The following is a 22588-nucleotide window of genomic DNA, read 5'->3' as shown; positions in this document are numbered from 1 at the left end:
GCGCGGCATCCGCGGACCCCGTCCGGGGCACCCGACCACGAAAAAGCAAGCGCTTAGAAAACTGCGGCCAGGGTCACACCTCCAGCCCCGTGACCCAGGCCATACGGGCGGGTAACTTCCAAACACCGAGCCACCCGCCCCAGCGCCCGCACCCCCTGCCCCCTGCCCCGCCCCCCTTCCTCCCGTACGCCAATGGAGCCGTGATGCCCGAAGCCGTGATCGTCTCGACCGCCCGCTCCCCCATCGGCCGCGCCTTCAAGGGCTCCCTGAAAGACCTGCGCCCCGACGACCTCACCGCCACGATCATCCAGGCCGCCCTGGCCAAGATCCCCGAGCTGGACCCCCGGGACATCGAGGACCTGATGCTCGGCTGCGGTCTGCCCGGCGGCGAGCAGGGCAACAACCTCGGCCGGATCGTCGCCGTACAGATGGGCATGGACCACCTGCCGGGCTGCACGATCACCCGCTACTGCTCCTCCTCGCTCCAGACCAGCCGCATGGCCCTGCACGCCATCAAGGCGGGCGAGGGCGACGTCTTCATCTCGGCCGGCGTGGAGATGGTCTCCCGGTTCGCCAAGGGCAACTCCGACAGCCTGCCGGACACCCGCAACCCGCTGTTCGCGGAGGCGGAGGCCCGTACCGCCGCCGTCGCCGAGTCGGAGGGCTCGACCTGGCACGACCCGCGCGAGGACGGCCTGCTGCCCGACCCGTACATCACGATGGGGCAGACGGCGGAGAACCTCGCCCGCCTCAAGGGCGTCACCCGCGAGGAGATGGACGAGTTCGGCGTCCGCTCCCAGAATCTGGCCGAGGAGGCCATCAAGAACGGCTTCTGGGAGCGGGAGATCACCCCGGTCACCCTGCCCGACGGCACGGTCGTCGCGAAGGACGACGGCCCGCGCCCCGGCGTCACCATGGAGGGCGTGCAGGGCCTGAAGCCGGTGTTCCGCCCGGACGGCCTGGTCACGGCGGGCAACTGCTGCCCGCTCAACGACGGCGCCGCCGCGGTCGTCATCATGAGCGACACCAAGGCGCGCGAGCTCGGCCTGACCCCGCTCGCCCGCATCGTGTCGACCGGCGTCTCGGGCCTGTCCCCGGAGATCATGGGCCTCGGCCCGGTCGAGGCGTCGCAGCAGGCGCTGCGGCGCGCGGGCCTGACCGTCGGCGACATCGACCTGGTCGAGATCAACGAGGCGTTCGCCGCCCAGGTCATCCCCTCCTACCGCGAGCTGGGCATCGACCTCGACCGGCTCAACGTCAACGGCGGAGCCATCGCCGTGGGCCACCCCTTCGGCATGACCGGCGCCCGCATCACGGGCACGCTGATCAACTCGCTCCGCTTCCACGACAAGCAGTTCGGCCTGGAGACCATGTGCGTCGGCGGCGGCCAGGGCATGGCGATGGTGATCGAGCGCCTCAGCTGACCCGCCCCGGCGACCCTCGGTGACCACCGGGGCACCCGGCGTGAAAAATCGGTGCGGAGTCCGGGAGTTGCCCGGACTCCGGGCCGATTTGTGACCCAATCTCCCCCAGGATGTGACCAATCTCCCGCGGGGAGGTGATTCCCGCAGGTCAGAACCTTCACTCCCAGGGGTTGATCACCCATCTCCCGTCCGTTTCGTGACGTTACGCACTGACAGCCGGTTAGTCCACCCTTCAAGCTGAGGTAGGAAGTCGGGGGTCGACTTTGGAACCGGGAGTACGTCAGTGAGCGCCATGCCGATCGCCTTGTTGGTCACTACGGCCGCCACGGGCGCCGTGGGTGTCGCCGTTCTGCGCACCCTCCTGCAGCTTCGCCGCCAGGTGGCCGCCCTGCACACCCAGCTCGCCGAGAACGGGGCCGCGGAGGCCCGCGCGGCGGTGCCGGCCGCCCGCACCGCGGCGGACGCCGAGGAGATACGCGCCGCCGTCGCCGAGGCACTGGCGGACGAGCGGGAACGCGAACTGGCCGAGGCCGGCGCCTTCTGGGCCGCGCAGGAAGCCCGCGACGCGGCCGACGCGCCCTCCCTGCTGGGGCTGCCGGACACCGACCTGTTCCTGCCGCGCCAGGCCGACTTCACGGGCCTGGAGCCGCTGGAACCGGTGATCGAGCCGGGGGTCGAGCCGACCGCCGAGGCCGACGAGGCCGCCGAACTCGCCGCCGCCCGCCGCCGGCACCCCTCCCACCCCGACTTCGTACCGACGCCGTCACCGGTCGTCAACGACCACGAGCGCACCGTCGCCACCCTGGAGGAACTGGCCACCTCCGGCACCGCCCTGGCCGACGTCCGCCCGGGCCCGCTGGGCACGCTCGACGTCTACGTCTTCGCGGACGGTACGACCCTCTGCATGACCCCGGGTCACCGCGAGACCGCCGAACGCCTGTCGGCGTCGCTGCGCGCGGGCGAGACGCCGGTCCTGCTGGGCGGCTCGGGCGTCTCGGGGGCGTACACACTCACGTTCGCGTGCGGTGAGGAGAACGTCTACATCCTGGCGGACCGGGTCATAGCCTCGCTGTGACCCGGCGCCGGTCTCACACACCGGCGCGCTTCTGCGCCGCCGCCACGAGTTCCGCCGCCTGCCGTACCTCGTCCTCGCCGCGCAGCACGAGCGCCAGATCGTGCGCGGCCACGGTGATCTGGTCCGCGGCGGCGAACATCCCCGCGTCGGGCATCTCCCGGGGCTCGGCCGAGGGCTCCTCCACCCGCTGCGCCCAGGCGGCCAACTCCCTGGCGAGCCCCAGCGCTTCGGCGGCGGCACCGCGCTGGAGGCGGCTCTGCGGGGCGGCACGCAGACGATCTGCGAAAAGGTCCACGGAACGGGTCAGAGGCGTCGTGTCTACCACGCCGTGAGCGTACGCTTCGAGACGAGACTGTTGCCAACACGTCAACGCTCAGGCACGGTGACGTGAAGGACCGGCTTCGTCGAACACGTCCGGAGGCGCCGATGTCCCAAGTCTTCTCCGAGGAGACCCACCGCAACCTGCTCGCCCGTATCCCCCAGTGCACCGGCCGCGCGATCGCCGACTGGCTGCGCACCGTCGAGGACGGACCCGCTCTGGTCCGCTTCGACGAGAAGGTCAGCTGGCTCCGCCACGAACACAACCTCGCCTACGGCCACGCGAAGGCACTCGTCCACGAGTACGACATGAGGAGGGCCGCGCGCAAACTGCTCTAGCGCGCACCACCGTGACGCGCACCACCGTGACGCCGAAGGGCCCCCGAGGCTGACCGCCCCCGGGGCCCTTCGCACAGCGGCTGCGACCGTCACCGGCCCACCGGCCGGTCGATCGGCCGGCCGACTGACCGGCCTGCCGATCAGTCGCTCTGGTTGAGGATCGCGAGGATCCGCAGGAACTCCATGTAGATCCACACCAGGGTGAGGGTCAGACCGAAGGCCGCGAGCCAGGCCTCCTCGCGCGGGGCGCCGTAGGCGACACCGTCCTCGACCTGCTTGAAGTCGAGGGCGAGGAAGCAGGCGCCGAGGATGATGCCGATGACGCCGAAGAACACGCCGAGCCCGCCGCTGCGGAAGCCGAGGCCGTCACCGCCGCCGAAGACGGCGAACAGCAGGTTGACGGTCATCAGCAGGACGAAGCCGAGCGCGGCGGCCATCACGAAGCCGTAGAAGCGGCGGTTGACGCGGATCCAGCCCGCCTTGTACGCGATCAGGACTCCGGCGAAGACCGCCATGGTGCCGATCACGGCCTGCATGGCGGCGCCGCTGGCGATGCGGTTGTCCACGATGCTGGAGAGCACGCCGAGGAACACGCCCTCGAAGGCCGCGTACGAGACGATCAGCGCGGGCGCGGGCCGGCGCTTGAAGGACTGCACGAAGGCCAGGACCATCGCGACCAGCGCCGAGACGACCCCGATGCCGTACGACCGGTTGAGGTGCGCGTCGTCGACCGGCAGCAGCGCCCAGGAGAGCGCCGCGGTGACGATGAGCACGCCGAGCGTGGTCGCGGTGCGCAGGACGACGTCGTCCATCGTCATACGTCCGGCGGTGGCGGCCGGGGCCTGGGGCGCGCCGTACGGGGTGCCGGGCTGGGCGCCCGGCTGGGCGTACGGGTTCTGCGCGTAGGGATTCTGGGCGTACGGATTCTGCGCGTACGGGTTGGCCTGCGTACCGACGGCGGGTCCCCCGGCCTGCGGCGCGGTGTTGAAGCCCGCGTAGCCGTTGTCGCGGCTGAACCCCCGTCGCGAGAAGACCGGGTTTCTGCTCCTCATCTCACCCCTCCATGGCCGCCGTGCGCGGCCTTGGCCTCAAGAGTAATGGTTCGGCAAAAGAACGACCCTGGTCCCTGAGGAGGATCTTTCTCTCGTCACGTGCGCAACACGGTACGCGGATGCCTGATTCCCTGCGCCGACGGCCGTCATTCCTGACCGTCCCGGTACACACCCGGAACCACCCGGATACCGCGCGGCGCGCAGGGGCTTTCAACCACCGAACGGGAATCCGGTGTACGCCTCGGCGAGATCGGTCCCGGCGGCACGGGAGGAGGCGATGCGTTCGAGGCGGGCGAGCTGGATCCGCTCGTCGAAGGGGGTGGCGCCGGGCATCCGGTGCAGCATGGTCGTCATGTCGTACGAGAACCGTTCGGCCTGCCAGACCCGGCGCAGACAGGTCTCCGAGTACGCGTCGAGCAGCTCCGCGGACCCGGTGTCCCGCTGATGGGTAAGGGCCCGTACGAAGGTGACGACGTCCCCGACGGCGAGGTTGAGCCCCTTGGCCCCGGTGGGCGGCACGATGTGGGCGGCGTCCCCGGCGAGGAAGAGCCGCCCGTGCCGCATCGGCTCGTGGACGTAGGACCGCATGGGGGTGACGGACTTCTGGGTGACGGGCCCGCGCTCGAGCCGCCACCCGTCATCGGTCGCGAACCGCAGCTCCAGCTCGTCCCAGACGGCGTCGTCGCTCCACGCGTCGGCGTCGGTCCCCTCGGGGACCTGGAGGTAGAGCCGCGACACGGACGGCGAGCGCATGGACAGCAGCGCGAACCCGCGCTCGTGCCGTGCGTAGACCAGTTCGTCGTGCGAGGGAGCGACATCGGCGAGGATCCCGAGCCAGCCGAACGGATAACTCCGCTCGAAGACCCGCACCAGCTCCTCCGGCACGGCCTTGCGGGCCACGCCCCAGAATCCGTCGCACCCGACGACGTAGTCGCACTCGAGTACGTCCTCCACCCCCCGGTACCGGAACCGCACCCGGGGCCGCGCGCCGTCCGCGTCCTCGACGGCCAGCGCCTCGGCCCCGAACAGCAACGGCCCGCCGTCCCCCGCCACCTGGAGGGCGATGAGGTCCTTGCACACCTCGGTCTGCGCGTAGACCGTCACCGAGCGGCCGCCGGTGAGCCCGGGGAAGTCGACGCGGTGCCGCCGTCCGCCGAACCGCAGCTCGATCCCGTCGTGCCGCAGCCCTTCCCGGTCCATCCGCTCCCCGGCCCCGGCCGCCCGCAGCACGTCGGCGGTCCCCTGCTCCAGGATCCCGGCCCGCTGCCGCCGCTCGACGTACTCCCGGTCCCGGCTCTCCAGCACGACGGACCCGATCCCGGCGTTGTGCAGCAGCCGGGCAAGCAGCAGCCCGGCGGGCCCGGCCCCGATGATGCCGACGGTGGTACGCATCGCCCATCCCCTTCGATGTTCGCCTGGTGAAATTTCCTTCACCGATTTCAGGGAGTCTCGGCCGGGGCCTCACCGGATGTCAACGGTCAGACGGCGACGAACCCGGAACCCGGAACCTCACACGGGCGAGCGACTCAGCCGACACCGAGCCCGCCGAGCCGGTGTCCCGCGGCGACCGGCTAGTGCGCGCCGCGGCCCCGCAGCAACCCCACCATCAGGCCCATGCCCCAGGCGAACATCACCGTCCCCGGAAGCGTGAGCAGCAGGTCCCACACGAGCCGATGACCGGTGGGAATCCGCCCCGCGGTCATGAGACAGATGCCCACCCCGGCGAGCACGCTGTTGCGGACGGACACCGGCTGCGCGGCCCGGTCACGGCGCACCGCCAGATCGACACCGAGCCACCGGAGCAGCCCTTGGCCGATCAGCAGCACCCCCACCGTGAACCCGGCGATGTACGCGATCAGGTCGGCGGTATGCAGGCTCACAGCGGTTCCTCACCTCACGCCGCAGGATTCCGCGACCGGTAAGCGAAGTAATACACCCGAAAGCCGCTCCCACGGTCGTCCGGGACGGGCGGGGTCAGCGGGCGGCATCGGGTTGTGTCCGCCCGCCGTCACGCCGGGAGACAGGACAGCTACGCGTCTGGATCCGCCGGGATCAGCTCGGCGTCGGTCAGAAAGGTCGCCCACACGTCCTTGCCTCCCGTGACTGACGAACATCCGAAGTCGTCGGCGTACGCGCCGACGAGCCGGAATCCCCGGCCGTGCTCCTCGCCCTCACCCGCCGGGGAGGGTTTCGGCAGCGCGGGGTCAAAGTCGCGCACGCATACGTGCAGTGCTCCAGGCAGGCGGGTGACCGTCAGCCGGGCTTTCCTGGTTCCGCTGCGCGCGGCAGGCCGCGTATGCCGCAGGACATTGGTCAGCAACTCCGAGACCACCAGGGCCACCCGTTCCGACAGTCCGGTGAGCGAGCACAGCGTCAAGTGGTCGCACACCATGCGCCGGACGAGGGGCACGGCCTCCGGAACGACATCGAGATCGATCGTCAGGCGCCCCACGGGCGGTGCGGGCCGCTGCACGACATGGGGCGCCTGGGGCTCGCGCGTGGCGGTCATCGGACCAGCGGTGTTGATCGGCGCCATTACCGACCCCCTTGGTAATCATTCAGGCACGGAAAGTGACACGACCAGGTTGGCGCACTGCCGGACCGTCGACCGTAAGGATTCCTAGGGGGCGCTCGCAGACGAAGTCACGCGCCGGGCCTACCGCACAAGCTCCATGTTCCGGATGAGACCCGAGAGGGCCGATGCCTGTGAGGGCACCCCGACGCGAGCGAGATCGGACACCAGGGCGCGGGCCATCGGGTCGGCATGCACGTAGTAGGGCGCCTGCCCCGCCGCCTCGCGCAGCTTCACCACGGCGGAGGCGCTACGGCCCATACGGTGCAGAGCACGGGCCTTGTCGATGGCGAAATGGGTGCGCCGCTCCCTGCTCGGGATGCTGCCGACGTCCGCGTCCGGCACCCGGTTGAGGCCCGTGTCGGGCTGGTCGACCTCCACCCCGGCCTCCGCCGCGTGCACGGCGACCGTGCCCCGCCCGAAGACGGTCTGCGCCTGAAGGTCGTACCAGTCGGCGCCGAGCCGGTCGGCGTCCTCCAGCGCGGCGTCGATACGCGCCCACGCGTCAGAGGCACGCCCGCCGCGCGCATGGCCGATCGCGGCCCGCAGATGCAGAGCCCCCCGGAGAGACACGGCCCGCTGGTCGGCATCGCGGGCGCCCGCGTACGGCTCCAGATCCCTCAGTGCCGCGTCCGCGACGGCGACCGCCTCGCGGAAGGTTGCCTGGTGCAGCAGCGCGCCGCAGCGGTCCCACGCGACGGACGCCTTCACCACGGGATCGTCGAGTTGTGTCGCCGCGCCGGCCGCGACCTCCGCCGAGGACCAGGCGAGATCCGGGTAACCGAGTTGATTGAGACACATGCGCGCTGTGCGGGCGGCGTCCGCGAGGAGTCGGAGTGCCTCGGCTCGGCCCGGACCGTGACCGACGAGCAGCGCGGTGTTCAGGTCCTCCACCAACGGGGGGAGGAGCGCGGCGACCTTCGGGAGGTTCGCCGCCTGGCGGGCGGCGTTCGTCTCGGAGAAACGGCTCCGCAGGGTCACCGGCTCGACCGGCGTTCCGGAAGGGCACATGTCGGGATGCCCTGAAAGGATCAGCCCGGACCGGCGCAGGGCGGTGCGCAGAGCCGGGATATGGGTATGTGCGAAGCTGCCGCCGCTGCGCTGGAGGCGATAGGGCTGGCCGAGCAGCCACACCACGTCGACATCGCACCGGTCGGCGATGGCGCTGATGACGGAGTACCGGTCGAGCGGCAGGCGCCCGCTCTCGACATTCGCGATCCATGTGGACGTGCGGCCGAGGAAGTCGGCGAGTTGGACCTGTGTCAGTCCGGCGGCATTCCGGGCGATCCGGACACGAGTACCGATGTGCTCATCACTGAGGGGCATACGGGTCTCCGTTCAGGCCTCTGGCTCCCCGAACGCTACTCCGAGCAGACCGAACCGCCTTTGCTCCATCGAGACGTTCACTCGTCCGTGCCGATACGAGCCGTCAACGAGCACGCCTTCACGCAATGCTGCACTCGGCTGACCCCACCCCTCCTACAGCCGACTGCACCTACGCACCGGCCAGGGCGCTGGAGGGAAGCCGTGTGATCGCGAGCCGCGGTGTGACCACGAGTAGCCGGATACCCGAATTGCCGGATTCACCGGAACTGCGGAAGCTGGTGCGCGACCACCCCTAGACTGCCAAGCAGGAAAGACTGCTCCCCGCACCCGCGGGGATGACCCCCAAGCCGTCACAGCCGCCGCGCCGTGCCTGTACTGCTCCCCGCACCCGCGGGGTTGGTCTCGTGTACGAGTGGGACGCGTGGGCGCGTCTGCGGGCAGGCGGCCTGCTCGGCCGCGGCAACCGTACGGGCTGGACGGCGTTCGGGGGCTGACGGAAGCACGGGGCGAGGGCCCGTCAGATGATGCGGGCCCCTCGCCGTAGTGGTGCCCGGAACCGGACTCGAACCGGTACGCCCGCGAGGGGCAGCGAGGTTTAAGCTCGCCGTGTCTGCATTCCACCATCCGGGCAGGCCTTGGGCTCCGCAACGAGGTACCGAGCCTATCGGGGCGTGTCCCCCGAACAGCGGTCGGGCGGACCGATGTTGTCTTATTTTATTGGCGCCTGAGGGTGTATCAGCAACTCCAACCCCCCATCCGTACTTGCCAATAGCCTTGCGTGGGGCAACAGCCCGCGTATGCGGAATGACGGAATTTCACCGTCCGAACAAGGGGGCTCCACCCGTTCTTGACGCCGCCGCGGGACGGACCCCCGCGGCGGCGTCATCCCCAGGTATGACGCGGGGCCGCGCGATGCGACCGCAGGCTGCCCCCGGAACCGGTTCTGCGGCTGACTTCAGGGGCCGAGACGGGCGGAACGATGGGGACGTAGCCGAGAGCCAGACCCCGTCCCGAACAGGAGCACCTTGCCGTGACCACCACACCCGTCGTCGGCCGGGCCACCACCGTGGCCGCACGCGCCACGGAGCTGTCCAAGATCTACGGGCAGGGCGAGACCCAGGTGGTCGCCCTCGACCGGGTCTCGGTCGAGTTCCGGCAGGCCGAGTTCACCGCGATCATGGGGCCCTCCGGGTCCGGCAAGTCCACGCTGATGCACTGTGTCGCCGGGCTCGACACCTTCTCCTCCGGCTCCGTGCGCATCGGGGAGACCGAGCTGGGGTCGCTCAAGGACAAGCAGCTCACCAAGCTGCGGCGCGACAAGATCGGGTTCATCTTCCAGGCGTTCAATCTGCTGCCGACCCTGAACGCGCTGGAGAACATCACCCTCCCGATGGACATCGCCGGGCGCAAGCCTGACAAGGCGTGGCTCGACACGGTGATCGGGATGGTCGGGCTCGCCGACCGGCTGGGGCACCGGCCCTCACAGCTGTCCGGCGGGCAGCAGCAGCGGGTCGCCGTCGCCCGGGCCCTGGCGTCCCGGCCGGAGATCATCTTCGGCGACGAGCCGACCGGCAATCTCGACTCCCGTTCCGGTGCCGAGGTGCTCGGCTTCCTGCGCAACTCCGTCCGCGAGCTCGGGCAGACCGTGGTGATGGTGACCCACGACCCCGTCGCCGCCTCCTACGCCGACCGGGTCGTCTTCCTCGCCGACGGGCGCATCGTCGACGAGATCGCCGACCCCACCGCGGACTCCGTGCTCGACCTCATGAAGCGGTTCGACGCGAAGGGCCGGACCAGCTGATGTTCCGCACCGCCCTGCGCAACGTCCTCGCGCACAAGGCCCGGCTGCTGATGACCGTGCTCGCCGTTCTGCTCGGCGTGGCCTTCGTGTCCGGCACGCTGGTCTTCACCAACACCCTCTCCAACGCCCTCCAGAACAGCTCCGCCAAGGGGTTCGACCAGGTCGACGTCGCCGTCACCGCCAAGTACCAGAGTTCGAAGGGCGATCAGGTCGGGTCGCTGCCCGAACTGACCCAGGCCCAGCTCGACACGAGCGCCAAGGCGCCCGGGGCCGCCTCCGCCATCGGGGTCGTGCGGGGGTTCACCGCCATCGCGGACAAGCACGGCAAGCTGCTGGGCGACGGCTTCAGTTCCGAGGGCGGGAACTACTGGGGGCGGAAGGACCCCCGGTATCCGCTCGCCTCCGGGCGGGCGCCGAAGGGGAGCGGTGAGGTCGCCGTCGACTCGGAGACGGCCCGGCGGGCCGGATACAAGGTCGGGGACACCGTGCGGATATCGGTCGACGGACCGGTCCTCACGCCTCGTATCTCCGGGATCTTCACCACCGACGACGGCAATGTCGCCGCCGGCGGCAGTCTCGCCCTCTTCGACACCGCCACCGCGCAGCAGCTGTTCGGCAAGCCGGGCACCTACGACGAGATCGACGTGCAGGCCGAGGCCGGGACGAGCCAGGCCGCGCTGAAGAGCGCGCTCGACGCCGCGCTGCCCGGGGGGCGGGTGGAGACGCAGACGGGCCGTCAGCTCGCGGACGACCAGGCCACCGCCATCGCCCAGTCGATGAGCAGCATGAAGCAGGGGTTGCTGGTCTTCGCCGGGATCTCGCTGTTCGTCGGTACGTTCATCATCGCCAACACCTTCACCATGCTGGTCGCCCAGCGCACCAAGGAGCTGGCACTGCTGCGCGCCGTCGGCGCCTCCCGGCGCCAGGTGACGCGGTCGGTGCTGATCGAGGCGTTCGCCGTCGGCGCGGTCGCGGGGGTGGCCGGGCTCGGGGTGGGCGTCGGGATCGGGGCCGGGCTGCGCGGGCTGCTGGGCACGCTCGGCGCGACCGTGCCGGACGGGCCGCTGGTCGTCTCCTCCGGCACCGTCGTCAGCGCGCTCGCCGTCGGCATCGTCATCACCATGCTCGCCGCCTGGCTGCCCGGCCGCCGCGCCGCGAAGATCCCGCCGGTCGCCGCGATGAGCAGCGTCCACGCGCAGGCGACCGCCAGGTCGCTGGTGCTGCGCAACACGCTGGGCGCGCTGTTCACCGCCGCCGGTGTCGCCGTGGTCCTCGCGGCCACGACGATGGACGGCAGCGACGGCCAGGCCCCCATGGGCATCGGCGCCGTTCTTCTGATCATCGGCGTGTTCATCCTGACCCCGCTGCTGTCCCGCCCGCTGATCGCGGCGGCGGCGCCCCTGATGCGGGGCTTCGGTGTCGCGGGCAAGCTGGCCCGGCAGAACTCGGTGCGCAACCCGCGCCGTACGGCGGCCACCGCCTCCGCGCTGATGATCGGACTGACTCTCATCACCGGTATGACGGTCATGGCGGGCAGTCTCCAGACCGCGATCGACAAGATGGCGTCGTCGGCGATCCGCGCGGACTACATCGTGTCGATGGCGAACGGCCGCCCGCTCTCCCCCGAGGTCGGCAAGACGCTCGCCACGGCCGACGGCGTCACCGCGACGAGCCCGCTGCGCAACGCGGCCTCCCGCATCGACGGGCGGACCGAGTTCCTCACCGGCGTCGACGGCTCCACCATCGGCAGACTGACCGACCTCGCCGTCGAGAGCGGCTCCTTCACGGTGGGCGGCTCGCGGGTCGTCGTCGACGAGGACACCGCCGGCTCGCACCACTGGAGCGCCGGGTCGCGCTTCACCGTGCACTACGAGGACGGCAAGGCGCAGCAGCTCACGGTCGCCGGGGTCTACCGGGGCAACGAGATGATCAAGGGCATCATGCTCGACACCTCGGCGCTGGCCCCGCATCAGAAGGACGCGTCGGACATGCAGGTCATGGTCAAGACGGCCGGCGGCACCTCCGGCGCGACCAAGGACCGGCTGGAGAAGGCGCTGGGCTCCAACCCGGCCATCAAGGTGCAGGACAAGAAGGACCTGTCCAACAGCATCGCGCAGGTCTTCACGCTCATCCTGAACATGGTCTACGGCCTGCTGGCCATGGCGGTGATCGTGGCGGTGCTCGGGGTCATCAACACACTGGCCATGTCGGTGTTCGAGCGGTCGCAGGAGATCGGCATGCTGCGGGCGATCGGTCTCGACCGGCGGTCGGTCAAGCGGATGGTGCGGCTGGAGTCGCTGGTGATCTCCCTGTTCGGCGGGGTGCTCGGCATCGGCCTCGGCGTGTTCTTCGGCTGGGCGGCGGGGCAGCTGCTGAGCGCGAAGCTGTCGACGTACGCGCTGGTGCTGCCCTGGGGCCGGATGGCGCTGTTCCTGGTGCTGGCCGGGGTGGTGGGCGTCCTCGCGGCCCTGTGGCCGGCCCGGCGCGCGGCCCGGCTGAACGTCCTGGCGGCCATCAAGTCCGAGTGACGGCACGTACGTCGTGCCGGGGGCCCCGTTCCGGAAGGAGCGGGGCCCCCGGCGTGCCGGCACCGTGGGAGAGCCGGGAGAGCTAGTTCCAGGTGCGGGTGCGCAGTTGTATTCCGGAGGTGCCGTCGGTGGTGGCGCGGACGGCGAGGACCTGGTTGACGCCGATGCGGCCCCGTTCGAAGGCGACGGCGGAGGCGGCCATGTAGAGCCGCCAGACGCGGGCGCGGGCGGGGCTGGTGAGCCGTACGGCCTGCTCCCAGCCGTCCTCCAGGCGGGTGACCCAGCTGCGCAGGGTGAGGGCGTAGTGCTCGCGGATCGACTCGACGTCGCGCACCTCGAACCCGGCCCGCTCCAGTTGGGTGACGGTGCCGCCGATCGGGGCGAGTTCGCCGTCCGGGAAGACGTAGGCGTCGATGAACTCGTCGACGTGGTACGTCGTCTCGTCGCGTTGCGGGCGGCGGGCGATCTGGTGGTTGAGGAGCCGGCCGCCGGGGCGCAGCAGGCCGTGCAGGAGGGTCGCGTACTCCAGATAGCGTTCGGCGCCGACGTGTTCGGCCATGCCGATGGAGGAGATGGCGTCGTAGGGGCCGTCGGTGACGTCCCGGTAGTCCTGGACGCGGATCTCGACGCGGTCGGTGAGTCCGGCGTCGGCGACGCGCTTACGGGCGTAGGCGGCCTGTTCCCGGGAGAGGGTGATGCCGGTGACCCGCACGCCGTGCTCACGGGCGGCGTGGACGGCCAGGGAGCCCCAGCCGCAGCCGACGTCGAGGAGGTGTTGGCCGGGGGTCAGGCCCAGTTTGCGGCAGACCAGTTCGAGTTTGTCGCGCTGGGCGTCCTCGAGGGTGGCGGCGGGCGGCGGGGCGGGCCAGTAGGCGCAGGAGTACACCATGGACGGGCCTAGGACGAGTTCGTAGAAGTCGTTGCCGACGTCGTAGTGGTGGCTGATGGCGCGCCGGTCGGTGCGGCGGGTGTGGCGGGGGCGGTGGCCCGGGCGGTCGCGGGACTCCTCGGCGGGCGGGGCGGGCGGCAGCAGTGCCAGCGGCAGTCCGGCGAGTCGGGCGAAGCCGCGCAGCGCGGCACGGAACTCCGGGTCGCGCAGGGCCTGGAGGGTGGTCCTGGTGTCGTCGCCGCGCTCCCACACGGAGCCGGAGATCAGGTCGAGGGCGGTGTAGAGGTCGCCCTCGATGCCCAGGTCGCCAGCCACCCAGGCGCGGGCCAGGCCCAGTTCGCCCGGCTTCCACAGCAGTCGGCGCAGGGCCCGGCGGCGGCGTACGACGAGGGTCGGCGCGTCCGGTGGGCCCGCCTGCGAACCGTCCCAAGCCCGGACGCGCAACGGGAGGGGGGCTCCCAGCAGCTGTTCGAGCAGGTGTTTCAGCCGCGGCGCGGCGTCGGTCATGGCGCACACCTCCGAAGGGGGCATCCTCCGACCCGGCGGGCTGCCGGGGTCGTGGGGAGGGAAGTCTCGGAATGTCCAGCACCACGTAAACACCTGCGGGGCCCCGCCGCAGTCCCCGAGCCGCGTCACGGATCTCCAAAAAAGCCGAATGGACCACGGCCCGGAGAACGCCGAAGGGCCTCCCGCACCACGGATGGCGGGAGGCCCTTCGAACGGGACCGGACCGGACCGGGTCTGCGACCGGGGGTTCGGCGGGAGTGGCAGGACGGCAGGAACGGCAGGAACAACGGGACGGTGGGATCTGCGGGTGGCCGGATCTGCGGGTGGCAGGACGGCAGGATCGCGGGTCCGGCCGGACCGGGGGCGCCTGGGCGGCGGAACCGGTGGGCTCAGGAGGCCTTGGCCTTCTCCTCCGTCTTGACCGGGGCGGCGGCGACGGCCGGCTTGGGCCGGGCGGCGGCGTAGAACTCCTCGCGCGGGTGCTGCATCGCGCCGAGGGAGACGACCTCGCGCTTGAGGAACATCGCGAGGGTCCAGTCGGCGAAGACCCGGATCTTGCGGTTCCAGGTGGGCATCGCGAAGCCGTGGTAGGTGCGGTGCATGTACCAGGCGACACGGCCCTTGAGCTTGATCCGCATCTTGCCGAAGACGATCATCGCCACGCCCTTGTGGAGGCCGAGGCCCGCCACCGCGCCCTTGTTGGAGTGGCTGTACTCCTTCTGCGGGAAGCCCCGCAGTCCGGAGATGACGTTGTCGCCGAGGACCCTGGCCTGGCGCAGCGCGTGCTGGGCGTTCGGCGGGCACCAGGCGTTCTCGACCCCGGCCTTGCGGGCGGCGACGTCGGGCACCTGGGCGTTGTCGCCGGCGGCCCAGATGTAGTCGGTGCCCTGGACCTGGAGGGTGGGCGTGCAGTCGACGTGACCGCGCGGGCCCAGCGGCAGGCCGAACTCGGCGAGCACCGGGTTGGGCTTCACACCGGCCGTCCACACGACCGTGTTGGAGTCGACCTCCAGGCCGTTCTTCAGGACGACGTGGCCGTCGACGCAGGAGTCCATGGAGGTGGAGAGGTAGATCTCCACGCCGCGGCTCTCCAGGTGCTCCTTGCCGTACTGGCCGAGCTGGGGGCCGACCTCCGGCAGGATCTTGTCGGCGGCGTCGACGAGGACGAAGCGCATGTCGTCACGGGACACGTTGGTGTAGTACTTGGCCGCGTCGCGGGCCATGTCCTCGACCTCGCCGATGGTCTCCGCTCCCGCGAAGCCACCGCCGACGAAGACGAAGGTGAGCGCCTTGCGGCGGATGTCCTCGTCGGTCGTGGAGTCGGCCTTGTCGAGCTGCTCGATGACGTGGTTGCGCAGCCCGATGGACTCCTCGATGCCCTTCATGCCGATGCCCTGTTCGGCGAGGCCGGGGATCGGGAAGGTACGGGAGACCGCGCCCATCGCGATGACCAGGTAGTCGAAGGGCAGCTCGTACGACTCACCGACGAGCGGGGAGATCGACGCGACCTTGCGGTCCTGGTCGATGCTGGTGACCCGGCCGGTGAGCACCTCCGCCTTCGGCAGCACGCGCCGCAACGGGACGACGACGTGGCGAGGGGAGATGTTGCCGGCGGCGGCTTCGGGGAGGAAGGGCTGGTAGGTCATGTACGAGCGCGGGTCGACGACCGTGACGGTCGCCTCGCCGTAGCGCATCTTCTTGAGAATGCGTCGAGCTGCGTACAGGCCTACGTACCCACCGCCTACTACGAGGATCCTGGGACGCTCCGTGGTGCTCATGCATCGAGTATCCACCTGGCCCTGGGGGGTAGTTCGTGAGGCCCTTCACAAGGTCCGACAGGCCCTATGTTAAACTCCGCGACCCTCCCGATCCGGACGTATCACCCGGAGGGTTCTCAGGGGCGGTTCGGACCGTTGTCAATGCCGTGTGAGCTGCTCGTCCTCACCTTCGAAACCCTGTCGGCAACCCCGGATCCGCCTGCGGACGGCATACCCACCGGACCCTGCCGGCGCATTGTTGAACATGTTCACCGGGACGTTGAGCCCCCGGAAGGGCCCCTCGGGCCCCTTCCGGCGAGCATCACGCCCGTTTTCCTTGTGAAGAACTTCACGAACTTTCCCGGCGACCCGTCCACGGGGCCCTGACGGGCCGCCTCCGACCCGCTCATACGTCGCCGGACCTGCTCAGCGGAGGCTACCAGCCGGTACCCGCAACCGGTGGTGAGGGGCCGTCAGGCCACCGACCAGGCGATGCCGTCGAGGATGTCGTGCTCGCTGACCACGACCTCCCGGGCCCCGGTCCGCTCCATGACCGACAGGAGGACGAGGGCCCCGGCGGCGATCACATCCACCCGGCCGGGATGCATGGCGCCGATCGCCGCGCGTTCGGCGTGCGTGGAGCGCAGCAGCCACTCCGTGATCTCGTGCACCCGGTCGTAGGGGAGACGGGAGTGGTGGATGGCGGCGGAGTCGTAGGCGGGGAGGTCCAGGGCGATCGCCGACACCGTGGTGACGGAGCCGGCGAGACCGACGAGGGTGCGCGCCTCGTGCAGCGGGACCGTCTCCTCGACGCGGTCGAGGGCGGCGTCGATGTCGGCGCGCAGCACGGCGATCTGCGCCTCGGCGGGCGGGTCGGTGACGACGCCGTCGCGGACCAGGTGCCGCTCGGTCATCCGGACGCAGCCCACGTCCACGGAGCGCGCGGCACGCACCCGGTCGTCACCGACCACGAACTCGGTGGAGCCGCCGCCGATGTCCACCACCAGATAGGGGCGGGCCAGGCCGTCGGCTCCGGTGAGCTCCTTGGTGGCGCCCGTGAAGGACAGTTCGGCCTCCTGCTCCCCGCTGATCACCTCGGGCTCGACGCCGAGGACGTCCAGCACGCCCCGCACGAACTCGTCCCGGTTCTCGGCGTCGCGGGAGGCGGAAGTGGCGACGAAACGGACCCGCTCGGCGCCGAGTTCCTTGATGACGGCCGCGTACTCACGGCAGGCGGCGAAGGTCCGCTCCAGCGCCTCGGGGGCGAGCCGACCGGTCCGGTCGACCCCCTGCCCCAGCCGGACGATGTTCATCCGCCGGTCCAGCTCGACGAGTTCCCCGGTGACGGGGTCGGCATCGGCGACGAGCAGCCGGATGGAGTTGGTACCGCAGTCGACGGCGGCGACACGGGTCATGAAGCGTTCCTTAACAACGGTCGACGGGGGCCGAGGCCCGGGGTCGGAGTGCGAAAGCGGGGGCTCGAGAGTCGGAAGTGCCTGGGGGCGGGGCCCCGGGACCGACGGTGGGGGTGTCCGGTGATCTGGAGGTCCGGGGGTACGGAGGTCGAGCGATCCGGGAGCACGGCCCCAAAGCCGGGCCCGGGGCACGGCTCGGGGTCCGAGGTCCGGGGGTCCGAGATCCGGGGGCCGGGGTTCCGAGGACCGGCAAGCCCCTGGGGTCCGAGGGCCGACGTGGGCCCGGGGACCGGCACGGGCCCAGGGACCGACGGCGGGGGCCGGGGTGCGGCGCGGGCGGGGTCAGCCCTCCGTCGTCACGCATGCGCCCTTCCGCCACCACTCCGGCAGCATCGCGATCGCCTCGTCCCCCAGCGGATTCACACCGGGTCCCGCCGCCAGCGAGTGCGCGACCAGGACGTGCAGGCACTTCACCCGGTCCGGCATCCCTCCGGCGCTCGGGAAGCCGGTCAGCTCCTCGATCGCGTCCCGCCGCCGGATGTAGTCCTCGTGCGCGGAGCGGTACGCCGCGGCCAGCTCCGGGTCCGTCAGCAGCCGCTCGGTCATCTCCTTCATCACGCCCTCCGCCTCCAGCGTGCCGATCGCGGAGGCGGCACGCGGGCAGGTGAGGTAGTAGAGGGTCGGGAACGGCGTGCCGTCGGGCAGCCGGGGCGCGGTCTCGACGACGTCCGGCTGCCCGCACGGGCACCGGTGCGCGATGGCGCGCAGGCCGCGCGGGGGGCGCCCGAGCTGCTGCTTGAAGGCTTCGACGTCCGCGTCGGTGGGTTCGGCGCGCGGGGTGGGCGGCGGGGGCGTGTCCATGCGTGTCTTTCTGTCGGTCGCTGAGATGCGCTACGGGTCGCCCTGAAACGCTACCGGCAGCCGCCGGGCGCGACGAACGGCCGCGTCCGCGCCGTCGCCGCCGTCATCGCGGCCGTCGCAGGCCCGCGCGTCACCGTCCGGCGGCGTCCGCCCGGTCCACCCCGTCCCACATGCTCGCGTACCAGGACCGGTCGGCGGCCCCCTGCTGCGCGTGGGACTGCTGGGCCACGCCCGGGTCGATCACGACGTAGCCGGTCTCGCCCGGCATCACGTAGTGCAGCCGTTCGCGGATCTGCTGTTCGGCGTACGCGTCGTCCTGCCAGCGCGCCTTGAGGTCGCGCAGCTGCTCCACGCGCGCCGCCGCCTCCCGCTTCTGCCGCTGGAGGTCGGCGATCTCGGCACGCTGGGAGACGTACTGCCTTATGGGGTAGGCGAGCGCGACCACGAGGGTGCACACGACGAGGGCGAGGAGGGCGGCGCGGCCGGTGAGCCGGGAGCGGCGGGCCTGGCGTTTGGTCTGGGAGCGGTAGACCCGGGCGGCGGTCTGCTCGCCCAGCAGCCGCAGTCTGGTCGCGGTGGAGAACCGGTCCCGGTTCTTCACGGCCATGGTCCCCGCCTCCCGTTCCGTCGGACGCCGTCACAGCGTCCCGCGCGCCGCCGTACGCACCCGCGCACACGCCACACGCACGTACGTCCCCGGACACGGTACGGGACCGCGTACGGGGACGTACGTGCGACTGGCTGAGGTTCGACCTCGGCCGGGTCAGCCCTTGAAGCGCGGGAAGGCGCTGCGGCCGGCGTACACCGCGGCGTCGTCGAGGATCTCCTCGATGCGCAGCAGCTGGTTGTACTTGGCGACGCGCTCGGAGCGGGCCGGGGCACCGGTCTTGATCTGGCCGCAGTTGGTGGCGACGGCCAGGTCGGCGATCGTGACGTCCTCGGTCTCGCCGGAGCGGTGGGACATCATGCACTTGTAGCCGTTGCGCTGGGCCATCTCGACGGCGTCGAGGGTCTCGGTGAGCGAACCGATCTGGTTCACCTTCACCAGCAGGGCGTTGGCGCTGCCCTCCTCGATACCGCGGGCCAGGCGCTCCGGGTTGGTGACGAACAGGTCGTCACCGACCAGCTGGACCTTGTCACCGAGCTTGTCGGTGATGACCTTCCAGCCGGCCCAGTCGTCCTCGAACAGCGGGTCCTCGATGGAGACGAGCGGGTACGCCGCGACGAGCTCGGCGTAGTACTCCGTCATCTCGGCGGCGGAGCGCTCCTTGCCCTCGAAGAGGTACTTGCCGTCCTTGTAGAACTCGGAGGCGGCGACGTCGAGCGCGAGGCCGATCTGCTGGCCGGGGGTGTAACCGGCTTCCTTGATGGCCTCGAGGATCAGGTCGAGGGCCTCACGGTTGGAGCCCAGGTTCGGGGCGAAGCCGCCCTCGTCGCCGAGGCCGGTGGCCAGGCCCTTGCTCTTCAGGACCTTCTTGAGGGTGTGGTAGACCTCGGCACCCCAGCGCAGGGCCTCGGAGAAGGACTCCGCGCCGATCGGGGCGATCATGAACTCCTGGATGTCCACGTTGGAGTCGGCGTGCGAGCCGCCGTTCAGGATGTTCATCATCGGCACCGGCAGCAGGTGCGCGTTGGGGCCGCCCAGGTAGCGGAAGAGCGGGAGGTCGCTGGCCTCGGACGCGGCGTGGGCGACGGCGAGCGAGACGCCGAGGATGGCGTTGGCGCCGAGCGAGCCCTTGTTGTCGGTGGCGTCCAGGTCCATCATCGCCTGGTCGATCAGGCGCTGCTCGGTGGCGTCGTAGCCGACCAGCTCCGGGCCGATCTGCTCGATGACGGCGAGGACGGCCTTCTCGACACCCTTGCCCAGGTAGCGGCTCGGGTCTTCGTCGCGAAGCTCGATGGCCTCGAAGGCACCGGTGGAGGCGCCGGACGGGACGGCGGCACGACCCGTGCTGCCGTCGTCGAGGCCGACCTCGACCTCGACCGTGGGATTGCCTCGGGAGTCCAGGATTTCCCGGGCTACGACGACGTCGATGGACGGCACGAGCATCTCCTTCTAGGAATGTGACGCATGTGGTGCGGGGTGCACGTGGGCCTTGGCGGCCATGATGGAGCCTTGCGACTAGAGCCTAACGGTCTCCGGGCAGTCGGCCAGCCGACCGACCGACCCATGGACTGGGTCAGACGGTACCCAATTGTTCCACTGCGGAACAAAGTGGAGGTGAACAGCAGCCCAAAAACGCGCCCGGAAACGCGCCCGGAAAACGCCGGACCCCGCCCCGGCGCGTACGGGGGAACACGCGCCGGAGCGGGGAGTCGGGGGACGGAGACCCTCACCGGGCCTCCGCCGCGGGGGCCGCGGCCTCCGCCATGATGGAGGCCGCGACTGTGAGGGGCCTGTGGTCCAGGCGGCCCCGGGCTGTCACTTCAGGTGCAGCTGCTGGCCGGGGTAGATGAGGTCGGCCTGCTGGACGATGCCCTTGTTGAGCTTGAACACCTTCTGCCAGCCGCCCTTGACGTGGTGTTCCTGGGCGATGGAGCTGAGCGTGTCGCCCTTGACGACCTTGTACTCGCCGTCGCCCTTCTTGACCTTCGTGCCGGTCGGGGTGGTGACGGTCCTGTTCCCGCCGGACTTCCCGGCGGCCGGACGCTGGGCGGACCGGGAGGCGGCCGGCTTCTCCGCCGCGCGCTTGGTGGCCGTGGAGCCGGAGGAGCCCGACGAACCGGAGGAGCTCGACGACCCGGAGGACGACGCCGTGCCGCCGTTGTAGGAGGCGCCGGACAGGCCCCTGCCGCAGACCGGCCAGGCACCCTTGCCCTGCGAGGCGAGGACCTTCTCGGCGATGGCGATCTGCTGGGCCTTGGACGCCTTGTCGGCGGTGGAGGCGTACGCCGTGCCGCCGTACGCGGCCCAGGTGGAGGCGGAGAACTGCAGGCCGCCGTAGTAGCCGTTGCCCGTGTTGATGGCCCAGTTGCCGCCCGACTCGCACCGGGCGACGGTGTCCCACTGGGAGGCGGTGGCGGCGGAGGCGGCGGAGGTGGCCAGCAGCGGGGTGGCTATCGCGACGCCGGTGACACCGACGACGGCGACGGCACGGGTGGCCTTGGACGGACGACGGTGCTTGCCCTTGCCGGAAAACAGCATGGAGTATCCCCTCACCGACGCCTGCGAGGTGAGCTGTCGGGTTCGGGCCGGTTGAGTTGCCCGGTCACACCTCCCTGGGAAGGCACGACTTCACCCCAAGCCGGATCCGGCGCGTTACCGCCGGGCCCGGCACTTACCTTGGGTCCCCCGCTCCTGCCTACGGCGCTTGACGCGACGACTGTTCCCGGACCGCCACTGGCAGGACTCGGCGTTGGCGACGGCCGGGGCCCGGGGTGCCGGGCGGCATCGACCGTAGACACGGAACCGGCGGAATATCAAAGACGATCAGGGCTTCTGAGACTCATCCCACACTTTCACCAAAGCGGACATTAGCCAACGAAACGGTGCATCAACTACCGCTCGTTTTCGACCGTTTAGGACCCGATCTCCAGAGTCTGACCAGCCGTGATGCTGTCCGGATCGGACCCGACGGTCTTCTTGTTCATGGCGTAGAGGTGGCGCCAGCCTCCGTCGAGGTCCAGGGCGTCGGCGATGGAGACGAGACTGTCCCCGGTGCGGACGGTGTACGTGTCGTCGGCCGCCGAGGCGTGCCGGCCGCCGGTGGAGTCGCTGGAGAGGCCGCCCTCGCTGCCGTCGTCGGCGCTGACGCCGCGGTGCCGTCCTGAGCCGAGGGCACCGGTGTCGACCAGCGTCGAAGTGCCGCCGGTCTGCCAGGAGTCGTCGGCCGACTCACCGGCGGGCGACTCCGTGGGGGAAGCGGTCGGGGACTGCGAGCCGGTGGAGCCGGAGCCCGTGGAACCCGTCGCACCGGAGGAGCCGGACGAATCGGACGTGCCCGACTTGCCGTTGCCGTCCTTCGCGTCGGAGGACGTGGACGACCCGGTGTCCGAGGTGGACGAGTTGCCGGTGGAGGTGTCCGCCAGACCGGAACTGACCGGGACGTCGGAGGAGTCCGACGAACCGGAAGAGTCGGAAGACCCGGACGAGTCCGACGAATCGGAGGAATCCGATGAACCGGTGGAACCGGACCCACCGGACTGGGAGTCGTCCGACGTGGAGCCGCTCGACGACGAGCCGTCTCCCGCGACACCCGTGTCGACCGCCGCACTGCCCGAGTCCTTGGTCAGCCCGGACAGCGCGGCACAGGAGGCCCACGCGCCGGGACCCTGGTCCGCCAGGATCTTCTCGGCGACGGCTATCTGCTGCTGGCGGCTGGCCTGGTCGGGGCGCGCGGCGTAGTCGAGACCGCCGTACTTCTCCCAGTCGGCCTGCGTGATCTGGAGGCCGCCGTAACGCCCGTTGCCGATGTCGGCACTCCAGGCGCCGTCGCTCTCGCACTCGGCGACCTTGTCCCATGTGGTGCCGTCGGCCGCGTGTGCGCTCGCGGCGCCGAGGAGCGGGATGGCGATGGCGGAGCCTGTCACTCCGGCCGCGACGAGGATGGCCGGGGCCTGGCGGGGGCGACGGTGTCGACCGTTCCCGGAGAGCATAGCGGGGCCCTTTCACGAGACAGCAGTGACCAGCGCGGCGTTTGGAGCTGGGGTGTGTTGCCGTGCTGACGGTCGAACGTAGCGACAGTCGATCACTCATCACAAGTTAATGCCACGCAGATCACGTG

19 protein-coding genes, 1 tRNA gene and 1 riboswitch are annotated in these 22588 nt (G+C 70.7%); of the genes, 5 read left to right on the top strand and 15 right to left on the bottom strand.

Going from position 1 to position 22588, the window contains the following annotated elements; genetic code table 11:
* Window positions 1–203 precede the first annotated feature (203 nt).
* Both ABZ862_RS20725 and ABZ862_RS20720 read left to right on the top strand, forming a co-directional pair.
* Window positions 204–1424, top strand: coding sequence for an acetyl-CoA C-acetyltransferase (locus tag ABZ862_RS20725; protein WP_360960089.1), 1221 nt, complete (start codon window positions 204–206; stop codon window positions 1422–1424).
* A gap of 283 nt (window positions 1425–1707) precedes the next feature.
* Window positions 1708–2499, top strand: coding sequence for a hypothetical protein (locus tag ABZ862_RS20720; RefSeq protein WP_360960087.1), 792 nt, complete (start codon window positions 1708–1710; stop codon window positions 2497–2499).
* Between the two features lie 13 nt (window positions 2500–2512).
* Here ABZ862_RS20720 and ABZ862_RS20715 read toward each other — a convergent pair whose 3' ends face one another.
* Complete coding sequence (locus ABZ862_RS20715) at window positions 2513–2824, bottom strand: hypothetical protein (RefSeq protein WP_360960085.1); 312 nt, start codon at window positions 2822–2824, stop codon at window positions 2513–2515.
* A gap of 101 nt (window positions 2825–2925) precedes the next feature.
* Here ABZ862_RS20715 and ABZ862_RS20710 point away from each other — a divergent pair, with 101 nt between their 5' ends.
* Entirely contained in the window at window positions 2926–3156 is a 231-nt protein-coding gene (locus ABZ862_RS20710) for a DUF4287 domain-containing protein (protein WP_360960083.1), read from the top strand.
* A gap of 140 nt (window positions 3157–3296) precedes the next feature.
* Here ABZ862_RS20710 and ABZ862_RS20705 read toward each other — a convergent pair whose 3' ends face one another.
* The 6 genes from ABZ862_RS20705 to ABZ862_RS20680 form a co-directional block, all read right to left on the bottom strand.
* A complete protein-coding gene (locus tag ABZ862_RS20705) occupies window positions 3297–4208 on the bottom strand; it encodes a Bax inhibitor-1/YccA family protein (protein WP_360960081.1) in 912 nt (303 codons plus the stop codon).
* A gap of 210 nt (window positions 4209–4418) precedes the next feature.
* A complete protein-coding gene (locus tag ABZ862_RS20700; RefSeq protein WP_360960079.1) occupies window positions 4419–5600 on the bottom strand; it encodes a 4-hydroxybenzoate 3-monooxygenase in 1182 nt (393 codons plus the stop codon).
* A 179-nt stretch (window positions 5601–5779) separates the two neighbouring features.
* Complete coding sequence (locus ABZ862_RS20695; RefSeq protein ID WP_360960077.1) at window positions 5780–6088, bottom strand: hypothetical protein; 309 nt, start codon at window positions 6086–6088, stop codon at window positions 5780–5782.
* A gap of 149 nt (window positions 6089–6237) precedes the next feature.
* Window positions 6238–6744 carry an ATP-binding protein gene (locus tag ABZ862_RS20690; protein ID WP_360960075.1) on the bottom strand — a complete coding sequence of 169 codons (507 nt, stop codon included), beginning with the start codon at window positions 6742–6744 and terminating at the stop codon, window positions 6238–6240.
* Between the two features lie 120 nt (window positions 6745–6864).
* Window positions 6865–8106, bottom strand: coding sequence for a helix-turn-helix transcriptional regulator (locus tag ABZ862_RS20685; RefSeq protein ID WP_360960073.1), 1242 nt, complete (start codon window positions 8104–8106; stop codon window positions 6865–6867).
* 544 nt (window positions 8107–8650) lie between these two features.
* Window positions 8651–8736: transfer RNA gene (locus ABZ862_RS20680), tRNA-Leu, on the bottom strand.
* A gap of 400 nt (window positions 8737–9136) precedes the next feature.
* On the opposite strand from ABZ862_RS20680, the gene ABZ862_RS20675 reads away from it, so the two are divergent.
* The gene (locus ABZ862_RS20675) at window positions 9137–9907 is read left to right on the top strand and encodes an ABC transporter ATP-binding protein (protein WP_360960071.1); all 771 of its coding nucleotides are present in this window, start codon (window positions 9137–9139) and stop codon (window positions 9905–9907) included.
* Window positions 9907–12435, top strand: a complete 2529-nt coding sequence (locus tag ABZ862_RS20670) for an ABC transporter permease (protein ID WP_360960069.1) — start codon at window positions 9907–9909, stop codon at window positions 12433–12435. Before ABZ862_RS20675 ends, ABZ862_RS20670 begins: the two co-directional genes overlap by 1 nt.
* An 82-nt stretch (window positions 12436–12517) precedes the next feature.
* On the opposite strand, the gene ABZ862_RS20665 is transcribed toward ABZ862_RS20670, so the two are convergent.
* The 8 genes from ABZ862_RS20665 to ABZ862_RS20630 all read right to left on the bottom strand — a co-directional run bounded on the left by ABZ862_RS20665 (window position 12518) and on the right by ABZ862_RS20630 (window position 22460).
* Window positions 12518–13831 carry a cyclopropane-fatty-acyl-phospholipid synthase family protein gene (locus tag ABZ862_RS20665; protein ID WP_360960067.1) on the bottom strand — a complete coding sequence of 438 codons (1314 nt, stop codon included), beginning with the start codon at window positions 13829–13831 and terminating at the stop codon, window positions 12518–12520.
* 389 nt (window positions 13832–14220) lie between these two features.
* Window positions 14221–15609 carry an NAD(P)/FAD-dependent oxidoreductase gene (locus ABZ862_RS20660; RefSeq protein ID WP_360960065.1) on the bottom strand — a complete coding sequence of 463 codons (1389 nt, stop codon included), beginning with the start codon at window positions 15607–15609 and terminating at the stop codon, window positions 14221–14223.
* Window positions 15610–16061: 452 nt separating this feature from the next.
* Window positions 16062–17003: a Ppx/GppA phosphatase family protein gene (locus ABZ862_RS20655; RefSeq protein WP_360960063.1), complete on the bottom strand. Its 942-nt coding sequence runs from the start codon at window positions 17001–17003 to the stop codon at window positions 16062–16064.
* A gap of 342 nt (window positions 17004–17345) precedes the next feature.
* Window positions 17346–17864, bottom strand: a complete 519-nt coding sequence (locus ABZ862_RS20650; RefSeq protein WP_360960061.1) for a DUF501 domain-containing protein — start codon at window positions 17862–17864, stop codon at window positions 17346–17348.
* Window positions 17865–17994: 130 nt separating this feature from the next.
* Window positions 17995–18471 carry a septum formation initiator family protein gene (locus ABZ862_RS20645; RefSeq protein WP_360960059.1) on the bottom strand — a complete coding sequence of 159 codons (477 nt, stop codon included), beginning with the start codon at window positions 18469–18471 and terminating at the stop codon, window positions 17995–17997.
* Window positions 18472–18627: 156 nt separating this feature from the next.
* Complete coding sequence (gene eno / locus ABZ862_RS20640; RefSeq protein WP_360960057.1) at window positions 18628–19908, bottom strand: phosphopyruvate hydratase; 1281 nt, start codon at window positions 19906–19908, stop codon at window positions 18628–18630.
* Window positions 19909–20286: 378 nt separating this feature from the next.
* Window positions 20287–21009, bottom strand: a complete 723-nt coding sequence (locus ABZ862_RS20635; RefSeq protein ID WP_360960055.1) for a transglycosylase family protein — start codon at window positions 21007–21009, stop codon at window positions 20287–20289.
* 3 nt (window positions 21010–21012) lie between these two features.
* Window positions 21013–21184, bottom strand: a riboswitch (cyclic di-AMP (ydaO/yuaA leader).
* Between the two features lie 199 nt (window positions 21185–21383).
* Window positions 21384–22460: a transglycosylase family protein gene (locus ABZ862_RS20630; RefSeq protein WP_360960053.1), complete on the bottom strand. Its 1077-nt coding sequence runs from the start codon at window positions 22458–22460 to the stop codon at window positions 21384–21386.
* Between the last annotated feature and the right edge of the window lie 128 nt (window positions 22461–22588).

It is taken from the genome of Streptomyces sp. NPDC047000, assembly GCF_040644295.1.
Taxonomy (GTDB): Bacteria; Actinomycetota; Actinomycetes; order Streptomycetales; family Streptomycetaceae; genus Streptomyces.
The sequence above is the reverse complement of the archived record's forward strand: the minus strand, read 5'-3'. Positions and strand labels throughout refer to the sequence as shown.